This window comes from Brevundimonas sp. GW821-FHT10A07, from assembly GCF_059415785.1.
The window spans coordinates 1-13,735 of sequence record NZ_JBWKNX010000008.1 but is presented as its reverse complement, the minus strand read 5'-3'; the positions used below and the strand labels follow the sequence as shown (position 1 = coordinate 13,735).

11 protein-coding genes and 1 tRNA gene are annotated in these 13,735 nt (G+C 69.7%); 3 read left to right on the top strand and 9 right to left on the bottom strand.

The window, feature by feature from the left end:
• Window positions 1-8: 8 nt before the first annotated feature.
• The 6 genes from AC07NC_RS08150 to AC07NC_RS08125 form a co-directional block, all read right to left on the bottom strand.
• Window positions 9-1,016: an arginine N-succinyltransferase gene (locus AC07NC_RS08150; RefSeq protein WP_372705504.1), complete on the bottom strand. Its 1,008-nt coding sequence runs from the start codon at window positions 1,014-1,016 to the stop codon at window positions 9-11.
• Window positions 1,017-2,270: a hydrolase gene (locus AC07NC_RS08145; RefSeq protein WP_494569201.1), complete on the bottom strand. Its 1,254-nt coding sequence runs from the start codon at window positions 2,268-2,270 to the stop codon at window positions 1,017-1,019.
• 67 nt (window positions 2,271-2,337) lie between these two features.
• Window positions 2,338-6,570, bottom strand: a complete 4,233-nt coding sequence (locus tag AC07NC_RS08140; RefSeq protein WP_494569200.1) for a translocation/assembly module TamB domain-containing protein — start codon at window positions 6,568-6,570, stop codon at window positions 2,338-2,340.
• Window positions 6,567-8,363 (bottom strand): autotransporter assembly complex protein TamA, encoded by a 1,797-nt coding sequence (locus AC07NC_RS08135; protein ID WP_292149065.1) that lies wholly within the window; start codon window positions 8,361-8,363, stop codon window positions 6,567-6,569. The genes AC07NC_RS08140 and AC07NC_RS08135 overlap by 4 nt, the downstream gene beginning before the upstream one ends.
• Before the next feature lie 85 nt (window positions 8,364-8,448).
• Window positions 8,449-8,718: a hypothetical protein gene (locus AC07NC_RS08130; RefSeq protein WP_008258639.1), complete on the bottom strand. Its 270-nt coding sequence runs from the start codon at window positions 8,716-8,718 to the stop codon at window positions 8,449-8,451.
• A gap of 72 nt (window positions 8,719-8,790) precedes the next feature.
• Entirely contained in the window at window positions 8,791-9,882 is a 1,092-nt protein-coding gene (locus AC07NC_RS08125; protein WP_494569199.1) for a CaiB/BaiF CoA transferase family protein, read from the bottom strand.
• A gap of 89 nt (window positions 9,883-9,971) precedes the next feature.
• Here AC07NC_RS08125 and AC07NC_RS08120 point away from each other — a divergent pair.
• The 3 genes from AC07NC_RS08120 to AC07NC_RS08110 all read left to right on the top strand — a co-directional run bounded on the left by AC07NC_RS08120 (window position 9,972) and on the right by AC07NC_RS08110 (window position 11,553).
• Window positions 9,972-10,048 (top strand) — tRNA-Lys (locus AC07NC_RS08120).
• 26 nt (window positions 10,049-10,074) lie between these two features.
• A complete protein-coding gene (locus AC07NC_RS08115) occupies window positions 10,075-10,941 on the top strand; it encodes an ROK family protein (protein ID WP_494569198.1) in 867 nt (288 codons plus the stop codon).
• Window positions 10,942-11,010: 69 nt separating this feature from the next.
• Window positions 11,011-11,553, top strand: coding sequence for a hypothetical protein (locus AC07NC_RS08110; RefSeq protein ID WP_494569197.1), 543 nt, complete (start codon window positions 11,011-11,013; stop codon window positions 11,551-11,553).
• Between the two features lie 36 nt (window positions 11,554-11,589).
• On the opposite strand, the gene AC07NC_RS08105 is transcribed toward AC07NC_RS08110, so the two are convergent.
• From AC07NC_RS08105 to AC07NC_RS08095, 3 genes are read right to left on the bottom strand one after another with little or no spacing between them, the layout of a single operon-like run.
• On the bottom strand, window positions 11,590-11,898 hold the full coding sequence (locus tag AC07NC_RS08105; protein ID WP_494569196.1) for a hypothetical protein: 309 nt from the start codon (window positions 11,896-11,898) through the stop codon (window positions 11,590-11,592).
• A 16-nt stretch (window positions 11,899-11,914) separates the two neighbouring features.
• Window positions 11,915-13,027 carry a tRNA guanosine(34) transglycosylase Tgt gene (gene tgt, locus AC07NC_RS08100; RefSeq protein ID WP_494569322.1) on the bottom strand — a complete coding sequence of 371 codons (1,113 nt, stop codon included), beginning with the start codon at window positions 13,025-13,027 and terminating at the stop codon, window positions 11,915-11,917.
• Window positions 13,024-13,509, bottom strand: coding sequence for a hypothetical protein (locus tag AC07NC_RS08095; protein ID WP_494569195.1), 486 nt, complete (start codon window positions 13,507-13,509; stop codon window positions 13,024-13,026). Before AC07NC_RS08095 ends, tgt begins: the two co-directional genes overlap by 4 nt.
• Between the last annotated feature and the right edge of the window lie 226 nt (window positions 13,510-13,735).

Below are 13,735 nucleotides of genomic sequence, written 5' to 3'. Positions count from 1 at the left end.
TCCGCTCATCACGATTTCACCCGCACGCTGGCGCCGGCGCCCACCTTCAGGGCCGCAGCGGTCTCGGCGCCGATGCGAACCGTGTCGCCGTCGATGTCCGCCTTGGCGCGGACGGCGCGGAAGGCGGCGATGCTGTCGGTCGAGATCAGGGCCGGCAGTTCGGCCTCGACCCGGTCGGCGATCTCGACCGTCAGGCGGCGCGCGTCGCGCACGGTGCGAATATTGTCGCGCCCGCACGACACGGTCGGACCGGCGTCGAAGATGTCCACCAGACCGTTGGGCCGGAAGCCTTCGCTTTCCAGCAGGGCCATGGCCGGCACGCCCTGGGGGTGGACCTTGCCGATCACGGCGCGCGCCGGCTCGGGCAGCAACTCGGTATAGATCGGGTGGCGCGGGGCCAGGTCCAGGATGAACTGCTTGTCGGTCGATCCGCTCATCCGGTCGGCGTGATCAAACTCCATCGGGAAGAACTTGTGCGCCACATGGTCCCAGAACGGGCAGGCCCCGTCGGGCGAGAAGACGCCGCGCAGTTCGGCCAGCACATTTTCGGCGAACAGTTCAGGCTGGGCGCCGATCAGCATATAGCGCGACTGGCTGAGCAGACGGCCCGCGCCGCCCTTCCTCCGATCGGCCTTGAGGAACAGCGACCCGACCTCGGTCCAGCCGGTGCATTCATTGACCAGCACCAGGGTCTGGTGATCCAGCTTGACCCCGAGGGACGGCGACGAGGCCGTGTTGTTGACGATGCGGAACGAGAAGAAGGGCCGTTTCAGCCCCACGGTCGCCTTGACCGATCCGACCCCGTCGATGTCGCCGGTGTCGCCGTCTTCCAGCATCAGGGTGTACCAGGCCTCCTGGTGCGTCACCTCGCCCCGGAAACTGGCCTGGCTCAGCTCCAGCCTTTCCGCCAGGGCGTCGGGATCTTCCGGCAGGCTGGTGAAGCCGGGGCCGGACAGGATGGCCAGCTCCAGCAGATAGTCGAGATCGGCGGGGCCGGCGGGACGGACGACGAGCATTCAGAGGGTTTCCATCCGCAGGGATTTCAGTTTGGCCGCGTCGATCTCGCCCGAGGCGATCTTGCACAGGATCAGCGCGCTCAACTGGGCGCGTTCGACGAAGCTGTCGGGCCAGGCGAACTCCTGGTCCGAATGGATGTCGCCGCCGCGGACGCCCAGGGTGTCAATATTGGGCAGGCCGGCGGCGTGGAGGTTGTTGCCTTCGCAGACGCCGCCCGAAGGCTTCCAGGCGATGGGCTGGCCCAGCAGGGCGCCGGCTTCCTTCACCGCCTCGAACAGGGCGGTCTGGGCCGCGTCCATCGGTTTGGGCGGACGGGTGAAGCCGCCGTGCAGGTCCAGGGTCAGACCCTCGAACGGCGGCGTGGCGGCGATGGCGCGGACCGAGGCGTCGATCCAGTCGGCGGCGGCCTTGTCCGGCACACGAACGTTGAACCGCACCACGGCGTTGTCGGCGACGACGTTCAGGGCCCCGCCGCCCGAAATCTTGGCCACATTGACGGTGACGCCCTCGTGCTGGCCGTTCAGCCCGTGCAGGGCGGCGGCGATCATGGCCGCTCCCGCTATGGCGTTGCGGCCCTCTTCGAAGGCGCGGCCGGCATGGGCGGCCTTGCCCGTCACGATCAGATGATAGTTGCCGCTGCCCTTGCGCGCACCGGCCAGGGTGCCGTCCGCCAGGGCCGGTTCATAGGTGAGGCCCACATGGCCGCGCGCGCCCAGTTCGGCCAGCAGCGGGGCCGAGGCGGGCGAGCCGATCTCCTCGTCGGGGCTCAGCAGCACGGTCCAGCCGACGCCGTGCTTTTCGGGGTGGGTCTCGAAGGCGTCCAGCGCGGCCAGCAGCACGCTGATCCCGCCCTTCATGTCGGCGACGCCGGGGCCGTTCAGGGCGCCGTCCGCGCGGGTCGTGACGGTCTGGAAGCGGCTGTCGGCAGGGAAGACGGTGTCGTAGTGGCCGGTCAGGACGACCTGGATCGGCGCCTCGGGACGGGCGGTGATCTTCAGCGCGTCGGCGTGAGCCTCGGTCCGCACCGAGCCGTCGTCGGCGACGGTGGTGGAGCCCTGGGTGGCGATCCGTTCGACGACGGCGCCGGGCAGGGCCCTGGCTACGGCCTCCAGCGCGTCCAGCACGGCGTTCAAACCGGCGGCGTTGCGGCTGCCGGAGTTGATGTTCGCCCAGTCGATGGTGCGGCCGATAATCGCCTCGCGTCGCGCGGCGACGTGGTCGAGGACGGCCTGGTCCGTGGTCAGAATCCGCATCGGCCGGACCCTAGCCGTCGCGGGGCCAAAGGTGAAGGTCGCGTGGGGCACGTCGGGCGGCTGAGGCTTAGTTCCGGTTCGGGCGGCGGTCGGTGCGCTGGCCGGCTTCGCGGCTTTCGCGGCGCCAGCGGATCGACAGGCTGGTGTCGCCCTGACCGCCGAACTGCGAACTGATGGCCAGGTTGCGGCGCGGCTGCCATTCGACCTTGACCGCCGCTCCGCCTTCGCCGCCGCCGATGACCTCCAGATAGACGTTGTCGGTGATGTAGCGACCGCCGGCGACCGTCACGGCCGAGGCCTGGCCGCCGAAGGACAGACGGTCAAGCCCGGCCAGTTCGCGCAGGTTCCCGATCACGTCGAAGCCGCCGCCGCCCGCCAGGGCCGCGACCCCGGCGGCCAGTTGCGCCGCCTCGAACGGCGACAGTTGCGAGGCCGAACGGCCGAACAGCACCTGCGACAGGATTTCGTCCTGGGGCAGGGCGGGGGTGGACGTCAGGGCGATCTTCGGCTGGTCGGCCGTGCCGGTCACGGCGATGGAGGCGGTCAGGGCCGTATCCTCGCGCGTCGCCGACAGGTTCAGGCGGATCTGCTTCGGATCGGTCGACAGGGTCACGCGGCCGGTGTCGTTGAAGATGAACCGCTTGCCCGCGAACTCGTAATCGCCGCGAACCACATTGGCCGTGCCGGTCAGTTGCGGCTGGGCGATGGTGCCGCGCACCCGGGCGTTGACGTCGAGCACGACGTTCAGGCCGCGGCCGCTGACCCGCACCTTGCCGCCGGTCGAGCGCAGGGCGATGTCCATGCCGATCTGCGGCCCGCGTTGACGGGCCTCGGTCTCGACCGGATCGCCGCCGGGGCGATTGATCTCGACCACGTCCATCGAGACGATGCCGGTGGCGCCGGGCACTTCCGGCTCGATCCGGGCCTCGTCGATATTCATCTGGCCCGACAGCTGGATGTTGCCGTCCTGACCGCGAACAATGGTGATCGGACCTGAAGCGCGGGCCTCGCCGATATCGTTGTCGATGACCCGGAACCGCGTGAGGTTCAACTGCGCCGTCGAGCCCGAGCCTTCGCGCAGCCCGATCCGGCCCTGGCCGGCGACCGTGCCGCCGGCGGTGTCATTGGCGGTGAAGGTCTCGATCAGGGCCGTGGTGTCGTCGAAGCTTGTCCTCAAGGTCAGGTCGCCCAGGACCAGGCCGACCGCCTTCTCGCGATAGGAGCCCTGGGTCAGGTCGAACCGGCCGTTCAGGCGCGGCGCGGCCAGGGTGCCGCCGAGGGTCGCCTGGCCCGCCACCTGGCCCGCCAGACTGCGGTCGCCGCCCAGGAACAGGTCCCAGATCGGCTGGATCTGGCCGTTGATCGAAACATTGCCGGACATGGGCCGCTGGCGGGCGATGGCCAGACGCAGCGGGGCGGCCGAGGCCTCGACCGGCAGGACGACATCGGCCGCCGCCTGGACCGCGCCCTCGTCGGACGCCGTCGCCTTGATCGTCAGGCTGTTGTTGATCAGGGTCGCGTCCAGCCGGCCGTCGACCGAAAGCCCGCTAGGGGCGTCGATGCTGCGGACATCCGCCAGGGTGACGTTGGCCGCCCCGGACAGGTCGTCGCCCGCGCCGCGCAGGGCGACCCGCCCGGTGGCGCGGCCGCGGAGATTGGGCGACAGGGTCTGCAGGTCCACGCTGGTCAGGTCGGCCTGGATGATCGCCGTGCGCGCGTCCTGACGCAGATCGGCCAGCAGCACGCCGCTGCCGACGCCCAGGTCCAGATGGGCTGTCCGGCTCTGGCCGTTCAGGGTGATCATGGCGGCGCTGCGGGTGGTGAAGGCCACCTCGCGCACCCGGCCGCCGCCGCGCAGGGTCAGGGTCTGGGCGGCCCCGCGCCGCGAATAGACGCCTGTGCCGTTGAACTGGGCCGGGACGCCGCCGCCGACGTCCAGCGCCAGGGTGAAGGGCAGGTTGTCCAGCGTGCCGCGGCCGTCCAGGTCGATGGTGCGGATGTTCCAGCTCTGGCCGGCCAGGCGGATGTTGCGGCCGTTGACGTCCAGAATGGCGCTTTCGGATCCGCCGCCTTCGGTCAGACGAATGCGGCCGTTGGCCTCGCCCGACGCCAGGAAGGCGCCGGTGCGGGCGGTGAAGGTCAGGTCCGCGCTGGAGGGGACGTTGTTGGACAGGGCGATCGCCCCCTGGGCGGTCACTCCGCCGGCGTTGACGTCCAGATCGCTCAGCCGGATCCGCCGCCCGCCCAGGAAGAAGTTCCCGGACGCCCGGGCCGGGCCGTAGTTCGAACCGCTGGTCACGGTGATCCGGCCGTCCGACGCATCCGCGCCCTTGCGGAAACTCAGGATCAGGTCGGCCTGGGTCAGGGTCAGGGCGCCGGCCGTGACCGTGTCGAATCCGGCGGTCAGATCGACGCGCGGCTGGGACAATGTGCCGGTCAGGGCGCCGCGCCCGTTCATGTCGCCGCCGATCTCGACCGGCCCCACGGCGAAGGGGCCGCGCGCGTTCCAGTCCAGCGCCAGCCGCAGCCGGCCGTCGGTCTCGATCAGGCCCTTGGCCCCGGCGCGGCCCGCCGCTCCGGTCAGTTCGCCGCGATCCACCTCGATCCGGTTCCCATTCAGCTTGCCGGTCAGTTGCAGGCGGGGCGTGCGGCCCAGCAGCCGGTTCAGCTCGTCCATCCCGACCGTCAGATTGCGGCCCCGGCCGTCGAAGGTCAGCACCCAGGGCGCGCCGGTCTTGGCCGACGAGGCGCGGACCGGACCGCCAAAGGCGCCCTTGGCGTCGGGCAGGATGCGCGAGGCGTCGGTCAGTTGCGCATCGCCGCGGAAGCCCATGCCGCCCAGCAGATTGCGCGAGCCCGAGCCCTTCAGCGTCAGCCCCTGGCCTTGAAGATCAAGTTTTTCCAGCAACAGGGCGCCGTCCTTCATCCGGGCGGCCTCCATCTGCACGCGCGGCGTCGCGCCCAGCAGGCCGCCGATCAGCCCCTCGGATGAACCTCCGACGGCGCGGATGTCCCCGTCCAGATCGATCCGGCCGTCCTTGACCTGGACGTTCAGCGGACCGGCCAGGCGGGTGGCGCGATAGCTGGCCAGATTGGCGTTCAGCAGGCTGGCCTGACCTTCCAGGGTCCAGGTCTCGGCGTCGCCCTTGAACAGTCCGGAATAGGCGGCCGGCCCGCCGACGTCGGACCCGACCAGACGGCTCAGCGAGACGGTCTGGAGATCCAGCCTGATTCCATCAGGCGAACTGCGATCCGACATGCGGATCAGACCGCGGGCCTCGGACGCGACATTGTCCGACATCAGTTTCCAGCCCACGCCCTGGAACGCCTTGTCCTTGGCTGGCACCATGGCGAAGCCGAACCGGGCGGTGCGGCCCACGCGCTGAACAAAGGGTTCGAACAGGTCCGATCCGCTGAAGTCGAAGAAGCCCGAGACGCGCGATCCGTCTTCGCCGAACCGGCCATCGACGGTCAGGGGCGTGAACTGTCCGGTCTGGACCTTGGCGTGGACCATGTCGGCGTTCACCAAGGCCACGGCCGAGAAGGGCAGGTCGGGCGAATAGCCCAGGGATCCGGCCAGCGGCCCGCCCTGAGCCTCATTGGCGCGCAGATTGACGCGGGTCTCTTCCAGCTTGCCGCCGAAGGTCGCCGCCAGCCGCAGATAGTCGCCGGGACGGTTCAGGCTGTCGGCGTTGACGGTCGCGGTCTTGGCCCCGCGTCGCGGCAGGGCGACGTCGCCCGTCAGGTTCCAGCGGCCGTATTCCTTGGAGAAGCCTTCCAGCAGTTCGACCTTGGCGGAGAAGCGGTCGATATCGACGTCGATGGGTTGGGGGCCGCCGGGTTCGCCGCTGGGAGCGTCCAGAACCGGCCGACGAACCAGCTGGATCACCTCGGCGCTGATGTCGGTGGCGTGGAACCGACGGGTGATCAACGGCCAGTAGGACCAGTCGACCCGGACATTGCGGGCGTCCAGCCAGACGCCGTCCCGGTCCGTCACCGTGACCCGGTCCAGGGTGAAGTCGTCGAACAGGTCGCCCTTCAGCCCATAGACGTTGATCCGGCCATAGCGGCTGATCTTCTGACCCTGGACGAAGCCGGTCACCAGGTCGCGCCCGCCGTCCGAGACGATGTACATCCGCCCGCCGATCAGGGCGATGACCAGCAGCACCAGCAGGCCGCCGACCACGCCGCCGACGACCAGGGCCAACAGCTGCAGCAGGCTGCGCTTCTTGCGAACCTCGGCCGCGGATTCTTCCGGCGGTGCGGCGTCTGGCGTGTTTTCGGGCGGGGCTTCGGTCAAAACGCCTGCCCGATGCTGATGTAGATCTGGAAGGCGGAATCGCCCTCGCGCTTGTCCAGCGGCACGGCGATGTCGGCACGGATGGGACCGAACGGCAGCTTGTAGCGGACGCCCAGGCCCGCGCCGTACCGCATGTTGGTCAGGTTCGGCGTCTCCTGGAAGCCGACGGCGCCCGCATCGACGAAGGCCACGGCCTGGAAGCTCTGACCGATGTCACGGCGCACCTCCAGCGAGGTCTCGAACAGCGACAGGCCGCCGCGCGGGGTCAGGTCGGGCAGTTTGGGATTGACGCTCTGATAGGAGTAGCCGCGCACCGACCCGCCGCCGCCCGAGTAGAACAGACGGTCCGACGGCACGCTCAGCTCGCCGCCGCCGATGATCGAACCGATGCGGAGACGGCCGGCCAGAACCGTGCGCGCCCCGTCCTGGAGCGGCAGATAGGCCGTGGCCTGGGTTTCGCCGCGCAGGAACAGGATCGTGTCCTGGCCGGTGACGGCGGTCGGCTGGACCGAGGCGGTCACGCGCCAGCCCTGGGTCGGATTCAACGGGTCGTTGGAGTTGTCGATATAGGCGCTGGTCCGCCCGGTGATGATGGCCAGATCGCGATCGAAGCTGACCGCACGGGGCGGGATGGAGGTGTAGTCGTACCGGATCTCGTTGTACCGGCCAGCGTCCAGCCCGACCCCATAGTTGAAGTAGGAGGTCTTGCCGATCCGCTGCTGCAGTTCGGCGGCCAGCACCAGGGCGGTGCGGTCGTAGGCGTCGGTGTCTTCCTTGACCACGCCGGCGCTCAGCTTCAGCGTCCGGCCCGGCTTGCGCCAGTGGGGCAGGGACAGGTCGGCGCCGATCCGGCTGTCGATATCGGCCAGCCGGGTTTCCAGCCGAAGGGTGTCGGCGCGGCCGAAACGGTTGTAGCGGGTCCAGATCAGATCGACCCCCGCGCCCTCGGCCGTGGACCAGGTGGCGCCGGCCTCCAGCACGCGGCGCGGCCGGTCCTGCAGATTGACGATGATGGGGCGATGCCCGTCGGCGTTGGTCTGGTCGACGGGCGCCAGGGCGACGCCGACCCCGTCATACACCCCGGTGTCCAGCAGCCGGCGTTCCAGTTCGGCCACCTGGTCGGGGTCATAGCGATCGCCCTCGGTCCAGGGGGCCAGGCCCGCGACCCAGGCCGGGTTGGTGCGACCGGTCCGGGGCATGACCACGCCGTCCAGCAGGACGAGTCGGCCTGAGTCGATGCGGTATTCCGGGGCGACCGTGAAGGCGGCGTGATCAACCACGACGCGGCGCGGATCGGCCTTGGCGTCGGCGTAGCCGTCGCGAACTAGGGTGGCGACCGCCCGGCCTTCGCCGGAGATGACGTCCACCGCCCGTCCGGGGGCTCCCGCCTTCAGGCCTATGGCCTCCAGGGCGTCGGCGGCGCTTTCGGCGTCGGGCGCGGGATCGGTCCAGGTGATTGTGGGCTGGGTCAGCAGGAACCGGCGGCCAGGCTGGACGTCCACGATGGCCGACGGCCGATCCTCGCCCTCGACCACGTCTTCCAGGACGGGCTGGTAATAGGCCTCGGAACGCAGCAGGGCCTCGGCCGCCGACAGGGCGCCCTGGGCGCGGCGGCGGGCTTCGAAACGGCTTTCCGGGGCCCCGTCCACCTCGCCGACCGCGCGTTCCAGCATGCGGCGCAGTTCGGCGTCCATGTCGCCGCGGATCTGGGCGCGAGGATCGGCTGAGGCGGCCTGGGCGGAAAGGCTGCAGGTCGCCAGGGCAGCGAGAAACAGGGTGGGCCGGAACGTCAAACTCTAGCTTTCGTCAAGGGCGCGGACTCCAAGTCGGCGTCTCGGTACGCCCTTGCATCCTGATGTGGCGGCGAAGCGGCGCGCCTCAGTAGAACAGGGTTTCGCTTTCCGGCTGAACCGACTGTTCGGACGTCCGCTCTTCCGGCGGAAGGGGGGCTGGCGCGGGCGCCGGCGCCGGATCGGTCACTTCAGGTGCGACGACCGGCTCGGCCGAATCCTCGGCGGCGGGAGCCTGTTCTTCGACAGGAGGGGCGTCGGCGTAGTCGTCCTGCGACCTCGATTGGTAGTCGTCGCAGCCCGCAAGCACCAGCGCGCCCAGCGCCGTCGCGGTCAGAACGAAGATCGAGCGTCTCATCAGAAATAGTTCCCCGGATATCGTCCGTTGCAACGCCCTCGGCGCCGCCTCGTTCCCATAGCGCGGAAAACTTCAGGGGTCATCCCGCCTCTTGCTCCAGGCCGCCTCACCCAGGGCGGTCAGGGGCGGGACGGTCGGCGTTGGCGGTTCGGCGCCGTCGAAGCGGGGCGCAGGGCCGGGCAGGCCGTTCCGGAAGGTCGCCCGGTCGCGATTGTGCGGATGATCCGGCGCCTCCGCCAGGCTGAGGACGGGTGTCACGCAGGCCTCGGTCCCGGCGAAATGCGTCGTCCAGTCGTCCCGGTCCCGCGCCGCGAACAGGCCGGCGAACCGGTCGTGCAGGGCGGCCCAGCCGGTCCTGTCATGCTGAGGCGCTTCGGACGGATTGATCCCAAGGCCCGCCAGCAGCGCGGCGTAGAAGCGCGGCTCCAGCGCCGCGACCGCGACGAAGCCGCCGTCCCGACAGGCGTAGCAGCGATAGAAGGGCGCGCCTCCGTCCAGCAGGTTGGCTCCGCGGCGCTCGCTCCACAGCCCCTGGCCGCGCAGGGCCTGGAACAGGCCGCCCAACAGGGCCGCGCCGTCGGTCATGGCGGCGTCCACGATCCGGCCCCGTCCCGTGGTCCTGGCCTCCAGCAGGGCCGCCAGCACCCCTGTCGTCAGCATCATGGCCCCGCCGCCGTAATCGCCGACCAGGTTCAGCGGCGGGGGCGGCGGGCGGTCCGCCTCGCCCATGGCGTGCAGCACCCCCGACAGGCCGATATAGTTCAGGTCGTGCCCCACGGCGTCGGCCAGCGGCCCGGTCTGGCCCCAGCCTGTCACCCGACCGAAGACCAGGGTCGGGTTGCGGGCGTGCAGAACCTCGGGACCATAGCCCAGCCGCTCCATGACGCCGGGCCGAAATCCCTCGATCACCGCGTCTGCGCCATCGACCAGGCGCAGGATTCGCTCGCGGTCGCTGTCGGACTTCAGGTCGACGGGCACGGCGGACCGCCCCCGATGCAGCAGGGCCCCGCCCACCTCGGCGAAAACGGGGGCGCCCGCCGAGGCCGCGCGGGTCAGACGCAGCACCTCGGCCCCCATGTCGGCCAGCATCAGGCCGGCGAAAGTCACCGGCCCCAGGCCGTCGAACTCCAGGATGCGCAGTCCGTTCAGCGGTTTCATACGCATTGAGTAGCAGACCCGGTCTTGACCGGAAGAGCGGATTGCAACAGAAGGCGCCCTTCGACGGTTCGGGCCAGTCCTGAACGTCGCACGGTGCGTCCTTAGCTCAGTTGGTTAGAGCATCTGACTTTTAATCAGAGGGTCCTCGGTTCGAGCCCGAGAGGACGTACCATTTCTCCCTTTTGCGGAGCCCCCCCGATGAGCCAGCCCGTCTTCTTCGCGGTCGAGACCGGCGGGACCAAGATCGTATGGCGCATCGTCGATGCGGCGGGCGTCGTGCTGGACGAGGGTCGGTTTGCGACCGGGCGGCCTGAGGCGGCGGTCGAGGCGCTTGTCGCCGCGGCGGCCGAACGGCCGGTCGCCGGGCTGGGCGTCGCCAGCTTCGGGCCTCTGGTGGTCGATCCGGCTTCGCCCCAGCGCGGGCTGATGCTGGCCACGCCCAAGCCGGGCTGGACCGGGTTCAATCTGGCCAGGATCCTGGCCGACCGTCTGGACGCCCCCTTCGCCGTGGACACCGACGTCAACGCCGCCGCCGTGGCCGAGGCCCGACTGGGCGCGGGCCGTGGGGCGCGGGCCGTGGCCTATGTCACCGTGGGCACGGGGATCGGCGGCGGCCTGTGCGCGGACGGCCGGACGCTGAAGGGCGCGCTGCATCCGGAGATCGGTCATCTGTTCGTGCGCCGGGCCGAGGGCGACGTCCAGCCCAGCGCCTGCCCCTTCCATGCCGATTGCGTCGAGGGGCTGGCGGCGGGGCCGGCGGTGCAGACGCGGCTGGCGGGGCGACGCCTGGAAGACGCGGATGCGGTGCGGGCGGCGGTCGCCGATTATCTGGGGCAACTGGTCGCCGGCCTGGTGTTCGCCTGGGCGCCGGATCGGATCGTGTTCGGCGGCGGCGTCATGTCCACGCCGGGCCTGATCGCCGAGGTCGAGGCGGCGGCGCGACGCCGGGTCAACGGCTATGGATCGGCGGTGGTGATGGGCGAGGGCGGCTATCTGGTGGCGGCCGAGCGTGAGCACGCCGGGCTGGATGGGGCGATGCTGATGGCGCGGGATCTGGCCGCCTGATCGCGGATAGACGCCGCCGAAGGGCGTGGGGGTTTTGATCGCGACGGCCGGGCGTGATCTAAGAGCCGGATGAAGCCAATCCTCCCTCTGGCCCTCGCGGCCGTCCTGCTCGCCGGTTGCAACGCCGGGCGTTCGGCCATGAGCGGCGCGGAACAGGTCGGGGCGGGGTTGGGCGACGCCGTCACCGCCCCGCTGGACGATTTCAACCTGCGGCGTCAGCTGATTCCGACGGTTCTGCTGCAGGCCGAGGCCAATCCCTATGACCTGCGTAATCTGAACCAGTGCTCGACCATCGGCGCCGAGGTGGCGCGGCTGGACGAGGCCCTGGGGCCGGATACGGACGAACCGCCGCGCCAGGACGGCTCGTACCGCAGCGAACAGGCGGCCGATGCGGCGGCCAAGGCGGCGCTGGACGCCATCCGCGGGACGACGACCGATTTCATTCCCGGACGAAGCTGGATCCGCCGCCTGAGCGGCGCCGATCAGCATAGCCGCCATGTCCAGTCGGCCATCCAGTCGGGGCGGATGCGGCGCGCCTTTCTGAAGGGGATGGGGATGCAGCGGAATTGCGCCCCGCCGGCGGCGCCGAGTTGGTTCCGGCCGAAGCGGTAGGGGCGGCTTGGCCGTTCGACCCACGACCGACAGGATCTAACGTCTGCCGGCAGGCCGGCGCTTGTCGGTGCGATCGCCTCTGATCTGTACCGCGCCGTCCTTGGCGAAGGCCTCGAAGGACGATTTGTCGATGTTGCGGAACTCGCCGGTCCGGTCCCAGTCCCAGTCGAACGAGATCCGTTCGCCCTTGTGCGCGAACTTGCCGGACCAGTGGGCGAAGAAGGAATATTTGTCGCCGCCGATGATGATGACGTGGCGGTGCAGGGCCGTCTCGTTCCCCGCGTCGCGGGGCGTCTCTTCCAGATAGGTGTTGTAGGCGTGGAAGCCTGACTTCTCGACGCGCATCAAATGGTTCCGGGGGTCAGTTCGACACATGCCGCGCATGGAAGTCGCGGCGGAACTGTTCGAATCGGCCTTCCGAAATTGCGGCGCGCATGGCGGCGGTCAGGGCCTGGTAGAAGGCGATATTGTGCCAGCTGAGCAGGACCTTGCCGAGGATTTCGTCGGCGCGGATCAGGTGGTGCAGATAGGCCTTCGAATACTGCGATGACGGGCCGTCGATGGTGGGATCGAGCGGATCCTGGTCCTCGGCGAAGCGGGCGTTCTTCAGGTTCAGGGGGCCGTCCCAGGTCCAGGCCTGGCCGTGGCGGCCGGCGCGGGTGGGCAAGACGCAGTCGAACATATCGACGCCGCGATACACCGCCTCGACCAGGTCGATCGGCTTGCCCACCCCCATCAGATAGCGGGGACGGTCGGCGGGCAGCATCTCGGGGGCGTAGTCCAGCACCTCGCACATGGCCTGGTGGCCTTCGCCCACGGCCAGACCGCCGATGGCGTAGCCGTCGAAGCCGATCTCGCGCAGCTGGTCCGACGACTGGCGACGAAGGTCCTCGAAGGTCGAGCCCTGCTGGATGCCGAACAGGGCCTGGTTTTCCCGCTCGCCGAACCGGGCCTTGGAGCGGGCGCCCCAGCGGATCGACAGTTCCATGGCCTTGCGGGCCGCGTCCTTCTCGGCCGGATACGCCACGCACTGGTCCAGTTGCATCGAGATGTCGGCGCCGATCCGGTCGGCCTGGATCTCGATCGAGCGTTCGGGCGTCAGAACGTGTTTGGAGCCGTCGATGTGGGAGGAGAAGGTCACGGCCTCTTCCTTCACCTTTGAAATCCCGGCCAGGGACATGACCTGGAAGCCGCCGCTGTCGGTCAGGATCGGCTTGTCCCAGCCCATGAATTTGTGCAGCCCGCCCAGACGCTCCATCCGCTCGGGGCCGGGGCGCAGCATCAGGTGATAGGTGTTGCCCAGGATGATGTCGGCACCGGTCGCCTTGACCTGGTCCACCGTCATCGCCTTGACCGTCGCGGCCGTGCCGACCGGCATGAAGGCGGGGGTGCGGATGTCGCCGCGCGCGGTCTTCAGCACGCCGGTGCGGGCGCGGCCCTCTTTGGCGGAAATCTCGAAGGGGAAGGGCATCAGGCGATCAGTCGTTCAAGCTGTTCGACCCGCGCCAGATCCTTGGGGCGGCCGAACAGGCGATAAAGGGCGATATGGTCCCGGATGTCGGGCACGAACAGCGGGACGTCGTCGATGAAGACGGCATGGCGCGAGGTAAAGGCGACCGGCCGCCATTCGGCGCCGTCGCGGGTCTCCAGATCGGCCATGACCTCGACCAGGATCGGCTGGTCCGGGGCGCGGCCGAAGACGGCCGAGCGGAACAGACCTTCGCCCGGGTCGGGCACGACCTGGCCGCCCAGCGCCGCCAGCAGGGCGCGGGCGTCGCGCGGAGCGCACAGGACGTCGATGTCGGGCACATGCAGGTCGGTCAGGCCGTACAGGGCCATGGCCGCCCCGCCGAAGATCCACCAGGGCTCGCGCAGATCGCGCGCGGCCTCGCCAACGGCGATCAGGCCGTCCTGGAGATCCTGCGGAAGGTCGCTTTGGAAGTCGTCGAGGGACAAGGGGGGCTCGTTTTCGTCAGCAGGCGGCATTTAAGGGGTTGGGCGGCGGAAGGCTACAGACATGCGGCGTCATCTTCGCGCTTTCGCTGCGAAGTTTATGGAGGGCTGGGCGGGGCGCCGGGCCTTCGCCCGGAGTTTTGTGTTTTGGTTACCGTTTCGACGAAGGTTTGACGCCCCGCGCGAATGGTTGGCCTGCAAGCTCGGGGCGCCGAGCGGTGGCGGTCTT

Excerpts from the sequence above, each read along its gene's own strand:
- AC07NC_RS08150 (WP_372705504.1), bottom strand. The coding sequence starts at position 1,016 with ATGCTCGTCGTCCGTCCCGCCGGCCCCGCCGATCTCGACTATCTGCTG.
- AC07NC_RS08145 (WP_494569201.1), bottom strand. The coding sequence starts at position 2,270 with ATGCGGATTCTGACCACGGACCAGGCCGTCCTCGACCACGTCGCCGCG.
- AC07NC_RS08130 (WP_008258639.1), bottom strand. The coding sequence starts at position 8,718 with ATGAGACGCTCGATCTTCGTTCTGACCGCGACGGCGCTGGGCGCGCTG.
- AC07NC_RS08125 (WP_494569199.1), bottom strand. The coding sequence starts at position 9,882 with ATGCGTATGAAACCGCTGAACGGACTGCGCATCCTGGAGTTCGACGGC.
- AC07NC_RS08115 (WP_494569198.1), top strand. The coding sequence starts at position 10,075 with ATGAGCCAGCCCGTCTTCTTCGCGGTCGAGACCGGCGGGACCAAGATC.
- AC07NC_RS08110 (WP_494569197.1), top strand. The coding sequence starts at position 11,011 with ATGAAGCCAATCCTCCCTCTGGCCCTCGCGGCCGTCCTGCTCGCCGGT.
- AC07NC_RS08105 (WP_494569196.1), bottom strand. The coding sequence starts at position 11,898 with ATGCGCGTCGAGAAGTCAGGCTTCCACGCCTACAACACCTATCTGGAA.